The 23421-nt window shown below is 58.2% G+C and carries 23 protein-coding genes and 1 pseudogene; all 24 read right to left on the bottom strand.

Going from position 1 to position 23421, the window contains the following annotated elements:
* A partial coding sequence (locus GHN92_RS17400) for a response regulator (RefSeq protein ID WP_153380664.1) occupies window positions 1-482 on the bottom strand: 482 nt, incomplete at its 3' end.
* Between the two features lie 47 nt (window positions 483-529).
* The gene (locus GHN92_RS17405; RefSeq protein WP_095018899.1) at window positions 530-2698 is read right to left on the bottom strand and encodes a chemotaxis protein CheA; all 2169 of its coding nucleotides are present in this window, start codon (window positions 2696-2698) and stop codon (window positions 530-532) included.
* 64 nt (window positions 2699-2762) lie between these two features.
* Entirely contained in the window at window positions 2763-3551 is a 789-nt protein-coding gene (locus tag GHN92_RS17410) for a protein phosphatase CheZ (RefSeq protein ID WP_095018900.1), read from the bottom strand.
* Window positions 3552-3571: 20 nt separating this feature from the next.
* Window positions 3572-3943 (bottom strand): chemotaxis response regulator CheY, encoded by a 372-nt coding sequence (locus tag GHN92_RS17415; protein WP_162939305.1) that lies wholly within the window; start codon window positions 3941-3943, stop codon window positions 3572-3574.
* 194 nt (window positions 3944-4137) lie between these two features.
* Window positions 4138-4878, bottom strand: coding sequence for an RNA polymerase sigma factor FliA (gene fliA / locus GHN92_RS17420; protein WP_153380666.1), 741 nt, complete (start codon window positions 4876-4878; stop codon window positions 4138-4140).
* Window positions 4878-5705, bottom strand: coding sequence for a flagellar synthesis regulator FleN (gene fleN / locus GHN92_RS17425; protein WP_016781547.1), 828 nt, complete (start codon window positions 5703-5705; stop codon window positions 4878-4880). Before fleN ends, fliA begins: the two co-directional genes overlap by 1 nt.
* A 119-nt stretch (window positions 5706-5824) precedes the next feature.
* A complete protein-coding gene (gene flhF / locus GHN92_RS17430) occupies window positions 5825-7141 on the bottom strand; it encodes a flagellar biosynthesis protein FlhF (RefSeq protein ID WP_095002596.1) in 1317 nt (438 codons plus the stop codon).
* A gap of 11 nt (window positions 7142-7152) precedes the next feature.
* Window positions 7153-9282 (bottom strand): flagellar biosynthesis protein FlhA, encoded by a 2130-nt coding sequence (gene flhA, locus GHN92_RS17435; RefSeq protein ID WP_095002707.1) that lies wholly within the window; start codon window positions 9280-9282, stop codon window positions 7153-7155.
* 254 nt (window positions 9283-9536) lie between these two features.
* Window positions 9537-10589, bottom strand: coding sequence for a fimbrial protein (locus tag GHN92_RS17440; protein WP_153380668.1), 1053 nt, complete (start codon window positions 10587-10589; stop codon window positions 9537-9539).
* A gap of 125 nt (window positions 10590-10714) precedes the next feature.
* Window positions 10715-11122, bottom strand: a complete 408-nt coding sequence (locus tag GHN92_RS17445; protein ID WP_238705503.1) for a fimbrial protein — start codon at window positions 11120-11122, stop codon at window positions 10715-10717.
* Window positions 11123-11228: 106 nt separating this feature from the next.
* Window positions 11229-11788 (bottom strand): annotated as a pseudogene (locus GHN92_RS17450) (fimbrial protein).
* Window positions 11789-11810: 22 nt separating this feature from the next.
* A complete protein-coding gene (locus GHN92_RS17455; protein WP_095018903.1) occupies window positions 11811-12575 on the bottom strand; it encodes a fimbria/pilus periplasmic chaperone in 765 nt (254 codons plus the stop codon).
* Entirely contained in the window at window positions 12572-15106 is a 2535-nt protein-coding gene (locus GHN92_RS17460; protein WP_256666484.1) for an outer membrane usher protein, read from the bottom strand. Before GHN92_RS17460 ends, GHN92_RS17455 begins: the two co-directional genes overlap by 4 nt.
* Window positions 15107-15148: 42 nt before the next feature.
* A complete protein-coding gene (locus GHN92_RS24205; RefSeq protein WP_232527673.1) occupies window positions 15149-15421 on the bottom strand; it encodes a fimbrial protein in 273 nt (90 codons plus the stop codon).
* Window positions 15422-15777: 356 nt separating this feature from the next.
* Window positions 15778-16311, bottom strand: coding sequence for a fimbrial protein (locus tag GHN92_RS17470; protein WP_095002710.1), 534 nt, complete (start codon window positions 16309-16311; stop codon window positions 15778-15780).
* A gap of 345 nt (window positions 16312-16656) precedes the next feature.
* Complete coding sequence (flhB, locus tag GHN92_RS17475; protein ID WP_095002601.1) at window positions 16657-17793, bottom strand: flagellar biosynthesis protein FlhB; 1137 nt, start codon at window positions 17791-17793, stop codon at window positions 16657-16659.
* Window positions 17794-17795: 2 nt separating this feature from the next.
* Window positions 17796-18578, bottom strand: a complete 783-nt coding sequence (fliR, locus tag GHN92_RS17480) for a flagellar biosynthetic protein FliR (protein WP_095002602.1) — start codon at window positions 18576-18578, stop codon at window positions 17796-17798.
* Complete coding sequence (gene fliQ, locus GHN92_RS17485) at window positions 18579-18848, bottom strand: flagellar biosynthesis protein FliQ (protein WP_095002603.1); 270 nt, start codon at window positions 18846-18848, stop codon at window positions 18579-18581. It lies immediately after the preceding gene.
* A gap of 4 nt (window positions 18849-18852) precedes the next feature.
* Window positions 18853-19596, bottom strand: a complete 744-nt coding sequence (gene fliP / locus GHN92_RS17490) for a flagellar type III secretion system pore protein FliP (protein ID WP_133143737.1) — start codon at window positions 19594-19596, stop codon at window positions 18853-18855.
* Window positions 19596-20030 carry a flagellar biosynthetic protein FliO gene (gene fliO, locus GHN92_RS17495; RefSeq protein ID WP_095018905.1) on the bottom strand — a complete coding sequence of 145 codons (435 nt, stop codon included), beginning with the start codon at window positions 20028-20030 and terminating at the stop codon, window positions 19596-19598. The genes fliP and fliO overlap by 1 nt, the downstream gene beginning before the upstream one ends.
* Window positions 20031-20495: a flagellar motor switch protein FliN gene (gene fliN, locus GHN92_RS17500; RefSeq protein WP_095002606.1), complete on the bottom strand. Its 465-nt coding sequence runs from the start codon at window positions 20493-20495 to the stop codon at window positions 20031-20033.
* 58 nt (window positions 20496-20553) lie between these two features.
* Window positions 20554-21522 carry a flagellar motor switch protein FliM gene (gene fliM / locus GHN92_RS17505; RefSeq protein ID WP_019828822.1) on the bottom strand — a complete coding sequence of 323 codons (969 nt, stop codon included), beginning with the start codon at window positions 21520-21522 and terminating at the stop codon, window positions 20554-20556.
* Between the two features lie 9 nt (window positions 21523-21531).
* Complete coding sequence (gene fliL / locus GHN92_RS17510) at window positions 21532-22023, bottom strand: flagellar basal body-associated protein FliL (RefSeq protein ID WP_153380670.1); 492 nt, start codon at window positions 22021-22023, stop codon at window positions 21532-21534.
* A gap of 184 nt (window positions 22024-22207) precedes the next feature.
* Window positions 22208-23392, bottom strand: coding sequence for a flagellar hook-length control protein FliK (locus GHN92_RS17515; protein WP_095018907.1), 1185 nt, complete (start codon window positions 23390-23392; stop codon window positions 22208-22210).
* Window positions 23393-23421 lie beyond the last annotated feature (29 nt).

The following is a 23421-nucleotide window of genomic DNA, read 5'->3' on the forward strand; positions in this document are numbered from 1 at the left end:
AAACCGCCCAGCCCGGGCCGGGGCGCAGGGGTCGGGGTCGGGGCCGCCGCCGGTACAGGTGCGCTGTAGCTGGACATGCGCCTGTTGCTGCGCGAGATGCTGTGTACTTTTTCACACAGCATCTGTTTGACCTTCTCGGGGTTACGCGAGATGTCTTCAAAGTTTTTCGGCAGAAAATCCACCGCCCCGGCGTCCAGCGCATCGAGGGTCACGCGGGCACCCTCGTGGGTCAGCGAGGAGAACATCAACACCGGGGTCGGGCAGCGCTGCATGATATGGCGCACGGCAGTGATGCCATCCATCATCGGCATCTCGTAATCCATGGTGATCACGTCCGGCTTGAGCGCCAGCGCCTGATCAATCGCTTCCTTGCCGTTGGTGGCGGTGCCGATCACTTGAATCGTCGGGTCAGCCGACAGAATTTCCGAGACACGACGGCGGAAAAAACCGGAATCATCCACCACCAGGACCTTGACTACCATAAACACTCCGTTAGGCGGTACGGGGCACGAGCCCCGAGGCACCAGAATCAAATACGCCGTGATGCGTAATGCTTGAGCATGCTCGGAACATCCAGAATCAAGGCAATACGACCATCACCGGTGATGGTGGCACCCGACATGCCTGGCGTGCCCTGGAGCATCTTGCCCAAAGGCTTGATCACCACTTCTTCCTGGCCGACCAGTTGATCGACCACAAAACCGATGCGCTGGGTGCCGATCGACAGAATCACCACATGCCCTTCGCGCTGCTCTTCGTGTGCAGCAGATGCCACCAGCCAGCGCTTGAGGTAGAACAGCGGCAGTGCCTTGTCGCGCACGATCACCACTTCCTGACCGTCGACCACGTTGGTGCGCGACAGGTCGAGGTGGAAGATTTCGTTGACGTTGACCAGCGGGAAAGCAAACGCCTGATTACCCAGCATCACCATCAGGGTCGGCATAATGGCCAGGGTCAGGGGCACCTTGATGACGATTTTTGAACCACGGCCCAGGGCCGACTCGATACTCAGCGAACCATTGAGCTGGGCAATCTTGGTTTTCACCACGTCCATGCCCACGCCACGCCCGGACACATCGCTGATTTCGGTCTTGGTCGAAAAACCCGGGGCAAAGATCAGGTTGTAGCAGTCGTTTTCGCTCAGGCGATCGGCCGCATCCTTGTCCATCAAGCCTTTTTTCACCGCCAGGGAACGCAGGAAATTGGCGTCCATGCCTTTGCCATCGTCAGAGATCGACAGCAGGATATGGTCGCCCTCCTGCTCGGCCGACAAAATCACCCGACCACAGCTCGGCTTGCCGGCGGCGGCGCGCTCTTCAGGGGTTTCGCAGCCGTGGTCGACGGCGTTGCGCACCAGGTGGACCAGCGGGTCGGCCAGGGCCTCGACGAGGTTTTTGTCCAGGTCGGTCTCTTCGCCCACCAGCTCCAGGCTGATTTCTTTTTTCAGCTGCCGTGCCAGGTCCCGTACCAGGCGCGGGAAGCGGCCGAAAACTTTCTTGATCGGCTGCATCCGCGTTTTCATCACCGCGGTTTGCAGGTCGGCGGTGACCACGTCGAGGTTGGACAGCGCCTTGGCCATCTCCTCGTCATGACTGTTCAGGCCCAGGCGCACCAGACGGTTACGCACCAGCACCAGTTCGCCGACCATATTCATGATGTCATCGAGCCGCGCGGTATCGACGCGCACGGTGGTTTCAGCCTCGCTGGCCACCGGTTTTTCTGCAGGCGCAGCCGCGCCACGGGCCGGGCCCGGTCGTGCCGCCGCTACCGGCTTGGCCGGGGCAACTGCAGCCACCACGGCTGCCGAGTCGGCGCTGAATTTGCCTTTGCCGTGCATCTGGTCGAGCAGGGCTTCAAATTCGTGATCGCTGATCAGGTCAGGGTCGCCCGCAGGCACCACGGCAGTGACCGCAGGCTCGGCAGGAGCCGCGGTCGCGGTGTCCAGCCCATCGGTATTGAACGAACCCTTGCCATGCAATTGATCAAGCAGGGCTTCGAATTCATCGTCGGTGATTTCATTGCTGACTTCGGCGGCCACGGCGGGCGCTTCGTCGGCCACAGTGGCCACCGCCGCTTCCATCGAAAACTGGCCCTTGCCGTGCAATTGGTCGAGCAGCAATTCAAACTCGGCGTCGCTTATTTCGTCGCTGGTCGTGCTTTGTGTTGTGGCCACCGCCTCAGGCTCGGCCGCGGCCGCCTTGACCGCATCGAGGGAATCAAGCAACTGCTCGAACTCGCTGTCGGTGATATCGGTCACCGGGGCTTCAACCACCGGTTCAGGCACTGCAACAACCGCTGCTTGCACAGCAGCAGGCTCGGCCAGGCGCGCCAGGGCCGCCAGCAACTCGGGAGTCGCGGCAGTGATCGGGCTGCGCTCGCGCACTTCGCTGAACATGCCATTGACCGCATCCAGGGCCTCAAGCACCACATCCATCAGCTCCGCGTCAACGCTGCGCTCACCCTTGCGCAGGATGTCGAAGACGTTTTCGGCGATGTGACAGCACTCCACCAACTCATGGAGCTGCAGGAAGCCGGCGCCCCCTTTTACAGTGTGAAAACCGCGAAAAATGGCATTGAGCAGATCCGCATCATCCGGTCGGCTTTCCAGCTCGACCAGTTGTTCGGACAACAACTCCAGAATTTCGCCGGCTTCAACCAGGAAATCCTGAAGGATTTCTTCATCGGCGCCGAAGCTCATGTAGGTGCTCCTTGAAATAGGCTCTTCGACGCCGGGCAACAGCGCCCGCACGCCTCTTCAAGTCCTAAAAACCCAGACTGGACAACAAATCGTCAACATCATCCTGACCGGATACGACGTCATTACGTGTATCGGCATGAATCTGCGGACCTTCACCCTTGGCCTGGTTTTTTTGCAAATTATTTTCAGCGCGCAATGCATCGCGGTCGTGCTCGATCCCGGCAAAGCGATCGACCTGGCTGGCCATCAGCACCAGCTTGAGCAAATTGCTCTCCACGTCCGTGACCAGTTGCGTCACCCGCTTGATCACCTGACCGGTCAGGTCCTGGAAATCCTGAGCCAGCAAAATATCAGTCAGATTGGCGGACACGATGGTGTTTTGCGTTTCGCTGAGCGTCAAAAAACTGTCAATCCGACGCGCCAGCTCGCGAAACTCTTCGGCACCGATTTCGCGGCGCATAAAACGCCCCCAATCCGCGCTCAGTTCCTTGGCCTCCTGACCCAGGCCATTGACCAGTGGCGTGCTGTTTTCCACCAGGTCCATGGTCCGGTTGGCCGCCGCTTCCGTGAGTTTCACAACATAAGCCAAACGTTCGGTGGCATCCGTGATCTGCGACACCTCTTCGGCTTGCGGCATGCCTGGATCAATATGGAAATTGACAATGGCGCTGTGCAGTTCGCGGGTCAGCTTGCCGACTTCACGATACAGCCCGCGGTCACGGGTCTGGTTGAGCTCGTGAATCAACTGCACGGCATCGCCAAACTGGCCTCGTTCAAGGCTTTCGACCAATTCGTGGGCATGTTTTTTCAGGGTCGATTCAAAATCGGCCTGTGTGCAATCTTTATGCTCCATAGTGCCCCCAAGGCAACCGCTCAACCGATGCGTTCAAAGATCTTTTCGATTTTGTCTTTGAGTGCGATAGCGGTGAACGGCTTGACTACATATCCATTAACACCGGCCTGGGCCGCTTCGATAATCTGCTCGCGCTTGGCCTCGGCGGTCACCATCAGCACCGGCAAGTGCTTGAGTTTTTCGTCGGCACGCACATGGCGCAGCAACTCGATGCCGGTCATGCCCGGCATGTTCCAGTCCGTCACCAGAAAGTCGATGTGTCCCAGGTTGAGGATCGGCAACGCGGTGGTGCCGTCGTCCGCCTCGACCGTGTTGGTGAACCCCAGGTCACGCAACAGGTTTTTAATGATCCGCCGCATCGTTGAAAAGTCATCAACGATGAGGATTTTCATGTTCTTGTCCAATTCGACCTCCAAGCAGTCTTTAACGCACCCATGTGCAGGGCACGCCATTCAATCAATTCGTTTTCAAACACGCCTAATCGACTGTGGGAGCGGGCTTGCCCGCGATGGGGTCGACGCGGCCTGTCTGATTCACCGTGTCGATCCCATCGCGGGCAAGCCCGCTCCCACAGGTATCAAGGGCCCTAGTGCGCGCGCCACTGCCCCAGGCGAGCCCGCAAGCGTGCCGCGCACTGGCTGTGTAGCTGGCTGACTCGGGACTCGCTGACCCCCAGCACTTCGCCGATTTCCTTGAGGTTCAGTTCTTCGTCGTAGTACAGCGCCAGCACCAACCGTTCACGCTCTGGCAGATGGGCGATCGCATCGGCCAGCGCGGCCTGGAAGCGTTCATCTTCAAGGTCGCGCGACGGCTCCGTGTGGGCACTCGCGCCATCTTCATGCAGCCCTTCGTGTTCGCCGTCCTGCAACAGATCGTCAAAACTGAACAGGCGGCTGCCCAGGGTGTCATTCAAGATGGCGTAATAATCATCAAGGCTTAACTGGAGTTCGGCCGCAACTTCATGATCTTTAGCGTCACTACCGGTTTTTGCTTCAATTACCCGAATGGCGTCACTGACCATGCGGGTATTGCGGTGTACCGAACGCGGTGCCCAGTCGCCCTTGCGCACTTCATCGAGCATCGCGCCACGGATACGGATGCCGGCATAGGTCTCGAAACTCGCGCCCTTGCTGGCGTCGTATTTGCCCGAGACTTCGAGCAGGCCGATCATCCCGGCCTGGATCAGGTCATCCACCTGCACGCTGGCCGGCAAACGCGCCAGCAGGTGGTAGGCAATGCGCTTGACCAGGGGCGCGTAGCGCTCGATCAGCTCGTACTGGCTGTCACGGGATGACTTGCTGTACATGCGATAACCGCTGGCCGTCATTAAAAGCGCCCCCCTGCCTGCTGCACCAGGCGTTCGACAAAGAACTCAAGATGCCCCCTCGGGTTGGCTGGCAACGGCCAGGTGTCAACTTTTTGCGCGATGGCCTTGAACGCCAGCGAGCACTTGGAGCGCGGAAACGCTTCGTAGACGGCGCGCTGTTTTTGCACGGCCTTGCGCACGCATTCGTCGTAAGGCACGGCGCCCACATATTGCAGGGCCACATCGAGGAAACGGTCGGTAACCTTGGTCAGCTTGGCGAACAGATTGCGCCCTTCCTGCGGGCTTTGCGCCATATTGGCCAGCACGCGGAAGCGGTTCATGCCGTAATCGCGGTTGAGCAACTTGATCAACGCATAGGCGTCGGTGATCGAGGTCGGCTCGTCGCACACCACCAGCAGCACTTCCTGGGCTGCGCGGACAAAGCTGACCACCGATTCGCCAATCCCGGCGGCGGTGTCGATCACCAGCACATCGAGGTTGTCGCCCAGGTCGCTGAAGGCCTGGATCAGGCCGGCATGCTGCGCCGGGCTCAGGTGCACCATGCTCTGGGTGCCCGAGGCCGCCGGCACGATGCGGATCCCGCCGGGCCCCTGGAGCAATACGTCGCGCAGCTCGCAACGCCCCTCGACCACATCGGCCAGGGTGAATTTTGGGGTCAAGCCCAGCAAAACATCGACGTTCGCCAGCCCAAGGTCCGCGTCCATCAACAGAACGCGCCTGCCCAGCTCGGCCAATGCGATGGACAAGTTGACTGACACGTTAGTTTTACCGACGCCACCCTTGCCGCCGGTCACTGCGATCACCTGTACGGGATGCATGCTGCCCATGATCTTTCTTTACCTTGTCTTACTTAGACGCGGCTACATGCGTTGGCTGCTCGTTCCCCTGCGGAACAAAACCTTCAGACCAGCCGATGTAGGTACATTTCAACGTAATCTTGACTACCTCAGCCGACCCGCTTGGGTGGGCTGTGGTAGATATCAGCGAACATATCGGCCATGGCCTCTTCGCTGGGTTCTTCCTGCATTTGCACACTCACTGCGCGGCTCACCAGCTGGTGACGCCGCGGCAGATGAAGATCGTCCGGGATCCGCGGGCCGTCGGTGAGGTAAGCCACCGGCAGCTCGTGACTGATCGCCAGGCTCAACACTTCGCCCAGGCTCGCGGTTTCATCCAGTTTGGTGAGGATGCAACCGGCCAGCCCGCAACGCTTGTAACTGAGGTAAGCGGCCGTCAGCACCTGCTTCTGGCTGGTAGTGGCCAACACCAGATAATTCCTGGCCTTGATCCCGCGCCCCGCCAGGCTTTCGAGCTGCAGGCGCAACGCCGGGTCGCTGGCTTGCAGGCCCGCGGTATCGACCAGCACCACGCGCTTGCGCACCAGCGGTTCAAGGGTCTGGCCCAGCGACTGGCCGGGGGCAACATGGGTTACCGGCACATTCAAGATGCGCCCCAGGGTCTTGAGTTGTTCCTGGGCGCCAATACGGAAACTGTCCATGCTCACCAGGGCGATATTCTGCGCGCCGTACTTGAGCACATAACGGGCCGCCAGCTTGGCCAGGGTGGTGGTTTTACCCATCCCGGCGGGCCCCACCATGGCGATTACGCCACCCTCTTCCAGCGGCTCCAGCTCCGGCGTGGCAATCATCCGCGCCAGGTGCGCCAGCAACATCCGCCACGCCTGGCGTGGCTCTTCGATTCCGGCCACCTGCGCCAGCAGATCACGGGACAACGGCCCGGACAAACCGATGCGCTGCAAACGGCGCCACAAGTTGGCCTGCGCGGGCTTGGCGTCCTGCAACTGGCTCCACGCCAGCGAGCCCAGTTGCACTTCCAGCAACTCGCGCAAACCGTTGAGTTCATGGCGCATATTGTCGAATGCACGCTGATCGATCGTCGGTGCCGCGGGCGCCGGCGCAGGGCGCGGCGGTTCTTCCAGGGTCGGCTCAATCAATGGCTCGGCAGCCGTGAGCGGCAAACCGGCAAACAGCTGGCGGTTATCGCCGGCCTCGCCTTCACCGCGCAAGCTCAACTCGGCCTGGGCCGAAACAATCCGCGACTGGGTCTTGCGCAGCTCTTCTTCCAGCTCAATGTTCGGCACCCGGGGTGCCAGCGCGGACAGCTTGTAGTCCAGGGCCGCGGTCAACTCAACGCCCCCGGCAATCCGGCGGTTGCCAATAATGGCGGCGTCAGCCCCCAACTCATCACGAATCAGCTTCATGGCCTGACGCATATCGGCGGCGAAAAATCGCTTCACTTGCATAAACCAAACCCTCAGCCGTTAGGGCCTACTGTCGCAACGATCGTGACCTGCTTGTTGTCAGGGATTTCCTGGTAAGCCAGTACATGCAGGTTGGGCACCGCCAGACGGCCAAAGCGCGACAGCATCGCGCGTACCGGGCCTGCCACCAACAAGATGACCGGATTGCCTTGCATCTCCTGACGCTGAGCAGCGTCGATCAACGAGCGCTGGAGCTTCTCTGCCATGCTGGGCTCCAGCAAAACGCCCTCTTCCTGGCCTTGTCCGGCCTTCTGCAAACTATTGAGCAATATTTGTTCCAACCTGGGCTCCAGGGTGATAACAGGCAGCTCGGAGTCAACGCCTACAATGCTTTGCACGATGGCACGAGACAAGCCCACGCGTACGGCGGCAACCAAAGCGGCAGTATCTTGACTCTTATGAGCATTGTTGGCGACGGCTTCGGCAATACTGCGGATATCCCGCACTGGCACCTGTTCGGCCAACAAGGCCTGCAGCACCTTGAGCAATTGCGACAGGCTCAACACCCCCGGCACCAGCTCTTCGGCCAGTTTGGGCGAGGACTTGGCCAGCAGCTGCATCAACTGCTGAACTTCTTCATGGCCAATCAACTCATGGGAGTGTTTGTACAGGATCTGGTTAAGGTGCGTTGCCACTACGGTACTGGCGTCCACTACGGTATAGCCCAGCGACTGCGCCTGGCTGCGCTGGCTGACCTCGATCCACACCGCTTCCAGACCAAAGGCCGGGTCTTTGGTGGTAATCCCGTTAAGCGTGCCAAATACCTGCCCCGGGTTGATCGCCATCTCGCGGTCCGGATAGATTTCGGCCTCCGCCAGAATCACTCCCATCAGGGTCAGGCGATAGGCGCTGGGGGCCAGGTCGAGATTGTCACGGATATGCACGGTGGGCATCAGAAAGCCCAGGTCCTGGGACAGCTTCTTGCGCACCCCCTTGATCCGCGCCAGTAACTGGCCACCCTGGTTGCGATCCACCAACGGGATCAGGCGATAACCGACCTCAAGCCCGATCATGTCGATGGGGGTAACGTCATCCCAGCCCAGCTCCTTGGTTTCCTGGGCGCGGGCTGGCGAAGGCAGCAGCTCCTGCTGGCGCTTGACCTCTGCCAGGGCCTGGACCTTGACCACGTTCTGTTTTTTCCACATCAGGTACGCCGCACCACCGGCGACTGCAGCCAGGCTCAGGAAGGAGAAATGCGGCATGCCGGGCACGATGCCCATGATGGCCATGATGCCTGCCGAGACAGCCAGCGCCTTGGGTGAGGTAAACATCTGCCGGTTGATCTGCTTGCCCATGTCTTCGGAGCCCGAAGCACGGGTCACCATGATCGCGGCAGCCGTGGACAGCAACAGGGACGGCAATTGCGCCACCAAACCGTCACCAATGGTGAGCAAGGCGTACACCTTGCCGGCTTCGCTGAAGCTCATGCCGTGCTGGAAAATCCCAACTGCCATGCCGCCGATCAGGTTGATAAACAGGATCAACAGACCGGCGATGGCATCACCGCGCACGAATTTGCTGGCACCGTCCATCGAGCCATAGAACTCGGCTTCCTGGGCGACTTCCTGACGGCGCATCTTGGCCTGATTCTGGTCGATCAGTCCGGCATTCAGGTCGGCGTCAATGGCCATCTGCTTGCCGGGCATGGCGTCGAGGGTGAAGCGCGCACTCACTTCCGAGATGCGCCCGGCGCCCTTGGTCACGACCACGAAGTTGATGATCATCAGGATCGCAAACACCACGATGCCCACCACGTAGTTGCCGCCGATCACCACCTCGCCGAAGGCCTGGATCACCTTGCCCGCGGCGGCGTGGCCCTCCTGACCGTGGAGCATCACCACCCGCGTGGAGGCCACGTTGAGCGCCAGGCGCATCAGCGTGGCCACCAGCAGGATGGTGGGGAACACGGCAAAATCCAGCGGCCGCAAGGCGTAGACGCACACCAGCAACACCACGATGGACAGCGCGATATTGAAGGTAAAAAACACATCCAGCAAAAAGGCGGGGATCGGCAACATCATCATTGCCAGCATCACCAGCAACAACAGCGGCACACCCAACTGCCCCTGACCCAGGCCGGCCAGACCGCTGCGAGCGGTGTTGATTAACTGAGAGCGATCCAATGACATTGCGGCAAACCTTTAGCAAACTTTTGACGCCATATGCGCCGTGGAGCCTGCCACTGCAAGAAACCTTCCAACTTTGGCAAATGGCCATATGGAAGGCTTGCAGGGTGTGCGAATCCTTGTAGTGCCGATGAGCGCAGCAGGGCTGAAACCAGGAAAAAACGCCGTTCATTGCCAAAGGGAGAATCCTTCCCCCTTGTGTTGTTGCAGCTTTTATTTTGCAGCCGATGGGATGGCTCTTGCTTGGCGAGTCAAGGAAACTCCACCACAAGAGTACCGCTCCCAGCAAAAGGGCCGGCAGGTGGAAAAGTGCCACGTTTACGAAAAAGAGAAAAAGTATATTCCTCCGTTGTTTCACCGTTGATCAAATAGACATAATAACTGAGCCCGGAAGACGGTAAAATAATTGCATCATCACTTTTACGAATCATGGCGATGGCTATATCAGGCTTGCCCGATACAAAACCTTCAGCACTGAATATAGAAGGCGTTGCCACCAGTTTAAGCCTGGCGCTTTGAAGAGCCCTGTCACACACAAATTTTACGCCGACCGTTTTCCGGGCAAGTGAAGTGCTCGCACTTATCCCGATGGCCGCGGGATCCACAGAACCAAAATCAACATTAACGGGCCTGTTATCATTGATAGCACACTCCGCTGGAACAGGTGGTGTTGTGTCCAAACTGTTGCGTGCCCTGATTTGAACGTACATCGAAAATGGCGCATACGAAGCATGGGTGAAATTATACAGCTTGAAAAAATGAAAGTTACCGATCACATCACCCGCGTCAATTTTAATGTTCAAGCCTGGACTTGAAGAAAGTTTGAGATACATACCAAGCCAGAAAAAATAGTTAGGTCCACTTCTAGAGCCTTCGGCAAGGTACCTGCCAGGCCCCAAAGGCCAAGGGTATTCGTTCCCGCCAACAATCATCCCGGAGGAGAAAGCAGAAAATTTTGGAGCCTGATTAAACGTATCAGAGGTTGAAGCTATCCACTCCCGATAACTAAGAGGAAACGTCACCGGGAAATTATGCCTGCACACGGTCGGCACAGCACTTTTCATAGTAACCCTGCTATTTTCCGCATCCAGTTTTACGTCAGTGTAGATAATAAGAGTTTCTGCTCTCATATCCCTCCAGACCCGGTCATCCGTTTGGCAATGAACAGCAAAAGCAACTTGTACAAACAGCCAAAAAAATACGCCAGCAAAACACCTCATAATATTCACGACTTTTGATCCTGTATGTAGTTTTACCTCGACACGCGTCTTGGGGGCATCCAGCGCAAATATAAACACCGCCACAAATCCATCCAGATCAGGTTAAGAGCCCAAGTCAACAACTATAGTATTTTCCACACCAAAGGTGATCAATGATACGCAGTGCAAACACGTCAGTTTATTGTCGGTGCCTCATCTGCCTTTACTTCTCAGCGCAGTGATATGACTATCGTTGCGGAAGCCGAAAAAGCTCCTCCCGCAAGAGTGCTACCCGGTTTTGCCACCAGCACCGCTTCCATTTGAGGCAAAGTTGGGTATGTAAAATTAACGGGACTGTTAAGGGACCAGGTTGCACCCCCCACCAGGAACTTGATCCCGAGATTACTTTTACTGGTCATCAACAACGCGCGATCAAAACTGGCTCCACCCCCCTGCAACTCTATTGTCATGTCATTGGTTGGCTGCGGCCCGCACGTCACTGTATAAGGCACCTGCTTGCGATAATTGACCCCATCGATCTGTGCAGCTACCAGATTGCTGCCGAAAGGGACAGTGAGCGTGTTGTTGCCATTAACAATGCAAGGCGCAGGCGCAAGGATTACCCCACTCACATTCACGGCCACCTCCGAGGTACGCGCCGTAACACTCTGGCCAAGAGACAGACACAGACAATAGCAAGTGATTGCAAAACGCGAAGTTACCGACCTGATCATCGTTGCGCCCTCACTCATAAATAAGCCTGAAATCAACCCGGGCCCGAAACGCGCCATTGCTCAGTGCTGTGGCAGTGCGCGTGGGTTGCACCTGCCACGTCAGGGTGTCGCTGCCATGCGCCAGAAACAAAGGCTCTCCACGACATCCCGGCCAAGGGCATCGGTCAGGCGCAGGCCCATGCCGGTGACACCCTGCACTTTGACCAAACGCGGATCATCCTTATCGGCAGGCGCCAGAAAAGCGACGGACACCACCGGCTGATAGGCACTCCACACCAGATTGCCCGTACGTTCATTCAGGAGGCTGCCGGATGCGCGCATGCAATCGACAAAGCGCAACTGCAAAACCACGGGCGATGCCATATCGCCCGGGCGCATCAATTGGCTGCGGGGCACATTTCCAAGGTCCACGGCCTGGTCTGCCGAGGCCATGTCCAGGACGCAAGGGGAATTGATCAGTGAGCCCGAAATATCCAGAACTCCACTCATCCCTTGAATCTCGGCCTGGCCCTGGGCGGCATGCAACGTCAGCAACAAGGCACTCATGGCCGTCACCGTACAAGGTTTCATGACGCCTCTTCTGAGGCGCGCACTAGTCATCGGTCGTAGACACATTTGCGTCCACCTTGCAGGTGTTGCCAGTGCAACTGAACGCCAGTGCCGGGCGGCCGCCGTAATCATTTACATAGGTCAGCCAGGGTTTACTACCCAGTGCCGCCGCACTCACGCCCAGCTTGAGCGTGCCTTTTGGCGGCACCATCAGCGGCTCAAAACCGGGAGAGGTTTTGCCCTCTTTGCTGCTGCGGACATCGATCAGCGTGATGTAGTACGGGGTAGGATTATTGACTTGAAAGTCATCGGCCTCACGGGTCAGGATCAGTTGTTTCTGCCAGGGGTCCGAGCGTTCCTGCTGGCTCGGCACTATCGAAGCCGGACGATAAAAAAGCTTGATGCGGGTCTGCAGGGCGATCTGCAGGCTGTTGGCCTTGTCGCTACGGGGCGGAATTTCGCGCAAATTGAAGTAATAGACGGTCTCCCGGTCCTGGGGCAGCGACTTGACCGCAGGCAACGCCTGAACTTTCACCTGGCTTTTTTTACCGGGCTCCAGGCGCTGGACCGGTGGCAACACGATCAGCGGCGAGGTGATCTTGTTGCCTTGCTCATCCTCGATCCAGCCCTGGGCCAGGTAAGGCAACTGGGTGTTGTTGTTGGTGATGGTCATGCTGGCGGCATCCTTGCTGCCATCAAACACGACCCGGGTTCGATCAAGACCAATGGCGGCATTGACGTTGCCGGTCTGCGACAGCATCAGGAGGACAAGCGACGAGTACGCGCAACTGAACGTTTTAATTTTCATGACTTTTTCTCGTTATCAACAATCCTGCCCAGAGAGGCTGACGCGGGCATGGTCTTGTCCGCTGCGACCCCCTGGCAGGACAGACTGAGGGTGGAAGCCAACCCGTCGACCGGTAAATCTTCAGGCAATACAAAGGTGCAACGCTCGGCACCACCCCAACTGACTATCATCCGCCCACCGGGCTGAATACCACTGAGGTAGACGCTGCCAGCATCATTGACGATGCCGGTGCCCTGCTGTTTTTCGTTTTTCACCATGGCGCCGAACGGCGGGACGCTGCCATCAGGCAGGCTCAACACAGCCATGGCCTTGAGCCCGGCAATCACTTCCAGCGTGCGATAACCGATGGCGCCCTCTGTCAGGGTCAACTGGGTCATGGACTCTGTCGCCTCCACATCGGCCGGCAAGCTTTCCAGATCGACACTGGCCGCAGTGCGCGTAAAGCTGCCGACATCCGAGACAACAGCCTTGCCGAAGGCATTGCTGCGCGTCGGGCTGCCATAGCCCCGGATCGGCACGCCAGGTACTCCACCGGTATCGATCATCAACCGGGTACCGCCCGTACCCGCAGTTCGATGCCCTGCGCCACCGTATGGCGTCAGTGTGCCGCCACCACGAGCAGACAGGGTGAGGCTGTTGTAGCTGTTCTCTTGCAGGGCAGCGCTGACGGAGACATCCGCCTGATCACCGGCATGGTTCAGGTACCCGCTAACCGAGGTGTTGCTTGCCGACAGTTGATAGCTGTTGCGCTGATCGAGCCGGTCACTGTAGTTCGTGGAATAGTTATTTTGGCCCTGAGAGCTACTGTTGACGCTGCTGGTGAGCGTCCCGGAGCGACCCATCGGCAGGCTGACTGAGAGGTACATACCGGTGTGGTTGCTGGAGATGCCACTGTGCTGGTTTTTCTCCTGATTACGGAAAGCGCTCAGGGAAAGGCTCATGTTTCTTATCGAGCCCACACTGAAATAGCGCGCCAGGGACAAGTTCCATCGCTCACCGCTCGGACGATCCCAATAGGACTGGTTGCTGTAGCTCAGATAAGCGGTAAGCCCCATATCCCGAAACTGCTTGTTGACTGTCGCAGTGTAAAGCGACTTGCTGCCCCCCACCGGACCACCGTATTGGCGCGCATTCAGGTACTCGCTCATGCTCATGTAGTTTTTTTGGGAAAAACGGTAACCCGCAAAGGTGACCTGACTGTCGTACTGGTCGAAGTTTTTCGAATAGCTCAACTGAAAGGAATCGCCCGACAAGGACGTGCCCTGCAGCTTGGCGCTGGCCCGGGTCACATCGAATGAGATCGCTCCCAAGGCCAGCAGGTCGCGCCCCACCCCTACAGAAAGCGCCGTGTAATTATTGTTACTGAGACCACCGCCATACAGGGACCAGCCATTGCTTACGCCCCAGGAGAATTCGCCTGCACCGAAGACGTCGCCCTGCCCTCCGTTGTGAAGAGAAGACGGTCGACCGCTGGCCAGTTTGTAACGCACAGTGCCGGGACGCGTCAGGTAGGGAATGTTGGCCGACTCAACCTGGAAGGTGGTGACGCTGCCGTCCTGCTCTTCGACGCGCACCTCCAGGGTCCCGGTTACGGCATCATTCAGATCCCGAATACGAAAAGGGCCCGCCGCAACCAGCGCTTCATAAAGCACACGACCTTGCTGGCTGATAATGACCCTGGCATTGGTTTTGGCAACGCCGACAACTTCCGGTGCATAGCCACGCAAATTGGGCGGCAACTGGTTGTCATCCGAGTTGAGTGCAACGCCGGTATAACGGAAGCTGTCGAACACGTTCGAATACAGGTAGTTTTCTCCCAGAGTCAGACGCGCCTGCATGGCAGGCAGCGCTCGATAGGCATAAAAGCGGCTCCACTCCAGCCGTCGCGCACGACTGTAGCTTTCGTCTTCGATACGGCCCTGCCAGTCTGCACGCAAGCGCCAGGGGCCCGCGTTTGCGCCGAACGTGCCATTGCCGCTCAAGTCGGTTTGACGGGCTGAGCCCTTCCGCCCGCTGGACTTGGCCGTGAGGTTGTAATCCATCAGAGCGCCCGGCACGCCGTTGTCCCACCGGGAAGGCGGATCCCAGTTCCGGGCGTTGTACTCCAGATAGGCTTGCGGCACGGAAATATGCAGGCTAGAGGTCGCCAGATCACCACTGACTTCCATGCCCGCCAGGCTATTGATATGCAGGCACTCGCCGCTCTTCCACCAGCCGAGCCGAGCTTGCATTTCAGGCTTGAGCCCCAGTTGCTCAACCAGCTCGGTCGACAGGCAGGCCTGGCTACCTTTGGGGTCATCGTCAGGAGGGTAAAAAGCTATGCGCTGCTCAGGCAGCCATTGCGAGTTGACCTGCACCTGCAGCGGATAAACGCCAGGCAAGATAAAACCGCTGCGAGAAAATTGGGACAAGTCGATATTGGTACGATCGCTGAGGTCCAGAATATCGGTATTGAACTGAATCTCATCCCCGGCCCATACCTCAGCGCCCAGCGACATCAATCCGCTCAACACGCCGGTGCGCAGTATCATTTGGGCGGCTGAGAGATCCCGCCCGGTAAACAGCCCGTACATTCAGAAATACTCCAGGCGGAAACGCACCGCAGTTCGGTGAGAACCAACCGCTACAGGACGACCATTGCCAACCAGTTGAAGGGTGTAATGCAGCTCCTGGTCCGCTCCGGTCAGAGGCGCCAGGGGCATGGGTACTCCCGGGATGCTTTCCTGCCCTTGGGTATCGGCAATACGCAGGGCCAACCCCCGGGCCGCTCCGCCAATGGCAAACAAGCGCCCGCTGGCATCCGCCAGGCCATCAAACGTCACCCTTACATGCTGCCAGTCAGGCAAGTAACTGCCTGGACGAAAAGAGTCAGGCCTGGCCAATGAGCATTTAATTAAACGCAATGTGAATATCACTGGCAAAGACTGACCCTGACGAATAAGTTGCCCCATGGGCAAAGGGTCGAATTCAACGAGTTGATAAGCGCTACTCGCATCAAGTGCACACGCAGAATCAACAATTTGCCCTTCAAGTGTTACGCGCCCACCCCCCTGACTTGCTAGTGCAGTACACACACCGAAACCCAACGTTATAAACACAAAGAACGAGGTAACCACTACTGAAATCGAGAGTGCTTTCACAGGAAACTCCCACCTGCAATTGCCCTGCTGTCGAACTTCCTACAACAGGGCAACCGGACAACCTACTGATATGCCAGCGCGAAGTTCGTAACAGCAGTAAAAGTACCTGTACCTACAGTAGTGGTTGTAGATGTTTGACCTTTCAACTGAGCACCAAAGGTCAGCGTATTGCTACCCGCCGTAATACCTTTCGGGCGGGTTGCAGTACCCAGCGTTATGGCGGTGCCGTCGAACTCGGTCAGAAGGATGCCCGCACCGGCAACGCCGTTCAGGGCCAATGCTCCTGGCACTGCTGTCGCCCCCGTACCGGTAAAGGTGGCCTTGACTGTATTGTCGGTGAGACCGGTCAATGAACAACCGGTCAACTCGATGTTGAAATATTGCTTGGTACCGATGCCACCATTATTCAGCTGAGATTTGGACACCGAACCCAGCGGAACAGGTTGATCCACACTTTCAGGTGTAATGGAGCAGGCCGACTCCAAAATTTCACCGCTAAACGTGACAGTACCCGATCCTGCTCCCGCAGCACTGGCAACTGATGCCGAACAAGCCAGCAACACCATAGACGCCAAAGCAGACTTGGCAGACTTCATTGCAACACCCATCAAACACCCCCTACAAAAATGCATTACAACAATTGTTTAATAAACTGAAGATTTAGTTTAAGTTTAAATCCCGACACTTATTCATACCCCAAGGAAATAAAAGCGAAAGCCATTAGCTGACTTTTACCCATCCCCACACACCGAAGTAAGAAGCAACTAAACTAACAGCTAACTTTCAAACAATAAGTAAGGCACTTCCAACTGTCTTGTAGGATCCCACCTAATACAAGATAGATATATAACACCGCACTAGCAGAGATTATTTGACGGAGGCGAATTTAAAAGTAACTACTCGACGCAAAATACCTGCACTCCACCCCGTCAACTGACACGCTACTCGTCACGGCGCAAATCCGCCGGGATCGGCAAGTCCTTGAGGGGGTCCGGGCGCTTGCCCTTGCCGGCCTGGTACTGGCGGATCTGGTAGACGTAGGCCAGCACCTGCGCCACGGCCAGGTACAAGCCGGCGGGGATTTCCTGCTCCAGCTCCGTGGAGTAATAGATCGACCGCGCCAGCGCCGGCGACTCCAGCAGCAGGATGTTGTGCTTGGTACCGATCTCGCGAATTTTCAGCGCCAGGAAGTCACTGCCCTTGGCCAGCAACATCGGCGCCCCGCCCTTCTCCGGGTCGTACTTGAGGGCCACGGCGTAGTGGGTCGGGTTGGTGATTATGACGTCGGCATCCGGGATCGCCGCCATCATGCGCCGCTGGGACATTTCACGCTGCACCTGACGTATGCGCTGCTTGACCTCCGGACGCCCTTCCTGATCCTTGTGCTCGTCGCGTACTTCCTGCTTGGTCATCAGCAATTTCTGATGGCTTTCCCATAGCTGTACCGGTACGTCCACCGCAGCGATCAGGATCAATCCGCAGGCCATCCACAACGCACTCCAACCCACCACTTGCAGGCTGTGGATCACTGCCAGTTCCAGCGGCTCATGGGCGATGCGCAGCAGGTCATCGATGTCGGACTTCAACACCAGCAAGGCCACGATCAGGATGATAAAGAATTTGGCCAGGGCCTTGAGCAGCTCCACCAGCGCCTTGGCCGAGAACATGCGCTTGATCCCGGCGGCCGGGTTCATGCGGCTGAATTTCGGCGCCAGGCTGCCCGCAGCAAAGAGCCAGCCGCCAAGGGATATCGGGCCGACCAGGGCCGCGATCAACAACGTGATCAGTACTGGCTGCACCGCGATCAAGGCGATTTTCCCTGAATGCAGCAGAAACGCGCCCATGGAATCCGGATTAAGCAGCACTTCGCGGCTCAAGCTGAAGTTGTAACGCATCAGCTCCATCAAATCCTGCGCCAGCGCACCGCCAAAAATCAGCAAGCCCGCCGAACCAGCCAGCATGATGGCCAGGGTGTTCAGCTCTTTGGAACGTGCAATTTCACCCTTTTCCCTGGAGTCCTTTTTTCGTTTCTCCGTGGGGTCTTCTGTTTTATCGGCGCCACTCTCGCTTTCGGCCATGGCTATCTGGCCTGCGCAAGATCACGTAAAAACTGCAGGGCCTCAGAGGCCAGCGGTTGATACTGGTTGAGAATGTCCGCCATGCTGATCCACAGGATCACCATGCCCAGCACCAGGGTCAGCGGAAAACCGATGGCAAAGATATTCAGTTGCGGCGCGGCCCGGGTCATTACGCCGAAGGCAATGTTGACCACCAGCAGCGCAGTGATCGCCGGCAGTACCAGAAGCAACGCCGCACCCAGCACCCAGCCGAGTTTATTGGCGATTTCCCAGTAGTGGTTGGGCAACAAGCCACCGCCCACCGGCAAGGTGGTGAAGCTCTCGGTCAACACTTCAAATACAACCAGATGGCCATTCATGGACAAAAACAGCAAGGTCACCAGCATGGTGAAAAACTGCCCGATTACTGCCACGTTGACCCCGTTGGCCGGGTCGACCATGGACGCAAAGCCCATGCCCATCTGGATCGCGACAATTTGCCCGGCGACCACGAACGCATGAAAAAACAGCTGCAATGCAAACCCCAGTAACGCACCGATGACGATTTGCTCGGCAATCAGCATCAGGCCACTGAGATCCAGCGGGTTGACGGCGGGCAACGGCGGCAGGCTGGGCATGATTGCCAGGGTAATCGCCAGGGACAAAAACAACTTGATGCGTTTGGGCACCAGGGTGGTGCCGATGATCGGCATGGTGGTCAGCAGCGCGCCCACCCGGAATAGCGGCAGCATAAAGCTGGCGACCCAGGTACTGATCTGCGCGTCTGTCAGGGCGAGCAGCGACATTTAGCCGATCAACTGCGGAATGCTGCCGTACAACTGCAGGATGTATTCCATAAAGGTCTGCACCAGCCACGGCCCGGCCACGATCAGGGTGACCAGCATCACCAGCAAGCGTGGGAGGAAGCTCAGGGTCTGTTCGTTGATCTGGGTCGCGGCCTGGAACATCGCCACCAGCAACCCCACCAGCAAGCTGGGTATTACCAGCACGGCAACCATCAGGGTGGTCAGCCACAACGCACTGCGAAACAGGTCTACCGCGACTTCTGGGGTCATGGGGTCAAACTCCGCCGAAACTGCTGGCCAGGGTGCCGATAATCAGCGCCCAGCCATCCACCAGTACAAACAGCATGATTTTAAACGGCAACGAGATGATCAGTGGCGAGAGCATCATCATGCCCATCGCCATCAGCACACTGGCCACTACCAGGTCGATAATCAGAAACGGAATAAAGATCATAAAACCGATCTGGAAGGCGGTTTTAAGCTCCGAGGTGACAAACGCCGGCACAAGAATGGTCAGGGGTGCGGCATCCGGGGTGGCGATATCGGTACGTTTGGACAGGCGCATAAACAGCTCAAGGTCGCTGCTGCGGGTCTGCGCCAGCATAAAGTCCTTGATCGGCACTTCAGCCTTGAGGATCGCATCCTGGGCCGTGAGCTTTTCGGCCAGATAGGGCTGCAAGGCGTCGTTGTTTACCCGATCGAAAACCGGCGCCATGATAAACAGGGTCAAAAACAGCGCCATGCCGGTAAGGATCTGGTTCGAGGGGGTTTGTTGCAAGCCCAGGGCCTGGCGCAGGATCGAAAACACAATGATGATCCGCGTAAAGCTGGTCATCAACATGACAAATGCCGGAATAAAGCTCAGCGCAGTCATGATCAGCAGGATTTGCAGGCTGACCGAGTACTCCTGCTGACCATTGGCCCCGGTGCCCAGGGTTATCGCCGGAATCGACAACGGGTCAGCCCCGAATGCCAATGGCGCGGCCAGTGCCAACAACAGCGCGACTACAAAACGCATCAAGGCTTGTCCTTTTGCTGACCGAGTATTTCCATCAGGCGCTTGGCAAACTCGGGGGTGGCCGGTTGCGCACTACCCGGCACCTGCACCGGCTCCTTGAGCACATGCAGCGGGGTGATCCGGCCCGGCGTAAGACCGAGCAGGATCTGTTCATTGCCCACCTGCACCAGCACCAGCCGGTCCCGCGCGCCCAGGGCCCGGGAGCTGATCAGTTCGATCACCTGGCCCTGGCGCGGGCCCGCCTGCTGTACACGGCGCAGCAACCAGGCCAGGGCAAAAATCAGCCCCAGCACCAGCAGCAGACCCAGTACCAGCTGGGTCAACTGCCCGCCAACACTGGCGCCAGCCACCGGAACCGCTGCGGTCGCAACCACCGGCTCGGCCGCCAGCACACTCAAGGGCAAGCCCAGTAAACCGCCAAGTAGCCGTTTCATTCAGCGCAGCTTCTTGATGCGTTCACTTGGGCTGATCACGTCGGTCAGGCGGATGCCGAACTTCTCGTTGACCACCACCACTTCACCGTGGGCAATCAGGGTGCCGTTGACCAGCACATCCAGTGGTTCGCCTGCCAGACGGTCCAGCTCGATCACCGAGCCCTGATTGAGTTGCAGCAGGTTGCGGATATTGATGTCGGTACTTCCCACTTCCATGGAGATCGACACCGGAATATCCAGAATCACGTCGAGGTTGGGGCCATCCAGGGTCACCGGCTGGTTGTTGCGCGGCACACTGCCGAATTCTTCCATCGGCAGTCGGCTGGAAGAGGGCTTGGTTGCCGCATCGGCCGCCAGTAGCGCATCGATATCGGCCTGGCCAACATCGCCGGTTTCTTCCAGCGCAGCTGCCCATTCATCAGCCAGCGCCTGGTCTGCAGCGGTTGTATCGTGTTCGTTAGCCATGGGGGTGTCCTCGGCGGGCATTCAATCATTAGCACAGCAAATTCTTGTGGCCAGGCGCCTAGCGCCGACCGATGGGCTCAACCACTTGCAAGGCCAGATTGCCTTTGTGCGAGCCCAGTTTGACCTTGAATGACGGCACGCCATTGGCGCGCATCACCAGTTCATCCTCCAGCTCGATGGGGATCACGTCGCCGGGCTGCATATGCAAAATATCGCGCAGGCGTAACTGGCGGCGGGCCACGGTGGCGCTCAGCGGCACACTGACGTCGAGCACGTCTTCGCGCAGGGCCTTGCTCCAGCGTTCGTCCTGGTCGTCGAGGTCGGACTGGAAACCGGCGTCGAGCATTTCGCGCACCGGTTCGATCATCGAGTACGGCATGGTCACATGCAGGTCGCCGCCACCGCCGTCGAGTTCGATATGGAAGGTCGACACCACAATGGCTTCGCTGGGCCCGACGATATTGGCCATGGCCGGGTTAACTTCAGAGTTGATGTACTCGAAATTGACTTCCATGATCGCCTGCCAGGCTTCCTTCAAGTCGATAAAGGCCTGCTCCAGCACCATGCGTACCACGCGCAATTCGGTGGGGGTGAATTCACGGCCTTCGATCTTGGCGTGACGGCCATCGCCGCCAAAAAAGTTGTCCACCAGCTTGAACACCAGCTTGGCGTCGAGGATAAACAGCGCCGTTCCGCGCAGCGGCTTGATTTTGACCAGGTTGAGACTGGTGGGCACATACAGCGAATGCACGTACTCGCCGAACTTCATCACCTGCACCCCGCCCACCGCCACATCCGCCGAGCGGCGCAACAGGTTGAACATGCTGATGCGGGTGTAACGGGCAAAACGCTCGTTGATCATTTCCAGGGTCGGCATGCGACCCCGGACAATACGATCCTGACTGGTCAGGTCGTAGCTTTTGACACTGCCGGGCTCGGCAGCGGTTTCGGCCTGTACCAGACCGTCATCGACGCCATGCAGCAGCGCGTCAATCTCATCCTGGGACAGCAGGTCTTGCACGGCCATGTCGTGATCCTACTGCAATACAAAGTTAGTAAAGAGCGCCTGATCGATAACCACTTTGCCGAGTTCTTTTTGCGCAACTTCCTGCACGCTGGCAGTGGTTTTCTGGCGCAATATTTCCTGGCCAACCGGTGTGGCGAGGTCGTCAAAGGTCTGCCCGGAAAACAGCATCACCAGGTTGTTGCGAATCACCGGTATATGCACCATCAGCGCCTTGAGATCGGCAGGGTCGCGTGCTTGCAGGGTCACACTGACTTGCATATAGCGCTGACGGCCATTGGCGTTGAAATTGACCACAAAGGCCGGGGCCATCGGTTCATAGAGGGCAGGCAGCTTGACGTTCACGTCAGCTTGCGGCACAGCTTCGCTCTTGGGGCTGTGCATGAAATACCAGGTGGCGCCAACAGACAGGCCAATTGCCAGCAGCACAGCCACGACGATCAGGATAATCAGCTTGAGTTTGCCTTTAACGGCGGGGTCTTTTACTGCGTCGCTCGTCGCCATGCCAATAATCCGTCACTTTTCGGTTTTCACAGGTGCCGAGGGTAGGCAGAGCAAGTGTTATGCCAGAAGTGGAGGGATCGAAGGCTTCACGCCAATTCAAATTGCGTAGCAGCTGGCGAAGGCTCGCTCCCACAATAGGGCTTGACCTGCAACAGAGTATCTACAGGTGTTTTAGTGCTAGCGCTTACGCGTAGTAATCCACCGCGCTGGAGCCCAGCACCACGCTTGGCGCAACCGCAGCCACTTCCACCGGCTCGTCATCAACAAGGCTGTCCAGTCGCTGGCCACCGCCACCGCTACGGGCCTGTTGCTCCTGGCCCTGCTGGCCTTGCCAGTTGCGCTGCTGATCCGACACGTTGACGTCCACCTGGCCCATGCCCTGCTGAGCGAGCATTTCGCGCAAGCGGTGCATCTGACTGTCCAGCGCCTCACGCACACCGGCGTGGCCACTCACAAAGTTGACCTGCGCCGACTGGTCAGCCGCAATATTGACCCGAATATCCAGACGCCCCAGCTCGGCAGGCTCCAGCTGGATATCGGCTGATTTGAGGTTGGCGCTGGAGAGGTACATCACGCGGTTTACAACTTCTTCGGACCAGCCGCTCTGATGCATGGCCAACGGCTGGTTGACCGGCAGCGCATTGGTAGTTTTCGGCACCGCCGCCTGGGTCAGCGCCGCCAGGCGGTTGGCGAAGTCATCCACACGGGTATCGCTGGAGGCGCTTTTCAGGTCCTTGAGACCCTCATCGACCAGGCCTTTAAAGGATTTCTCGCCCCCTTCACCAGTGGTCGAGTCATCGCTTTTATCATCGACCAGCATGGCTATCCCGCTGGCCTGCCCCTGGGCTGCGGCAGGAGCGGCGTCGCTTGATGGAGTTTTGACCGGGGACTGGCTACTGGCCGAGACATGCCCGCCCTGCTCCATCGCCAGGCGCACGGCAGGCATTGCGTCCAGAGGATCGGCTTGAGGATCGAAGGTGTCGTCGTCGGCCGCCAGCGGTGGCGGTGCCTGGGCCGCCAGTTGTGCCACTTGCACCTCAGGGGTGGCCGGTTGCGCGGGCGGCGCAGCCTCAACAGCCGGCACCGGCACTGGCACCACCGGCTGCGTGGCTAGCGGATCGGCCGTTGCCACGTCATCGCCCGGCTTGTCAGTACTGTCATCCTGATCAGTGCTGACTGCGTCTTCCGTCTTGCCGGCAGGCAAGGGGTTGCCGCTACCGGCAACGGCTGGCGCCGGGTCGGCTGCCTGGGCATAGACCTTTGCAAAAGGCTGCGCATCAGCCTTGGCAGGCTGCACAGGACTGCTCGCCGAGGCTTTAGGGGCTGCGGCGGCAGGTGTCAGAAGCAGGGTTTGGGCAGCAACGGGCATTAACGGCTCTCCACTGTACGGCTGGCATG

The sequence above is a fragment of the Pseudomonas sp. FSL R10-2964 genome, assembly GCF_009600035.1.
Lineage (GTDB): Bacteria > Pseudomonadota > Gammaproteobacteria > Pseudomonadales > Pseudomonadaceae > Aquipseudomonas > Aquipseudomonas bubulae.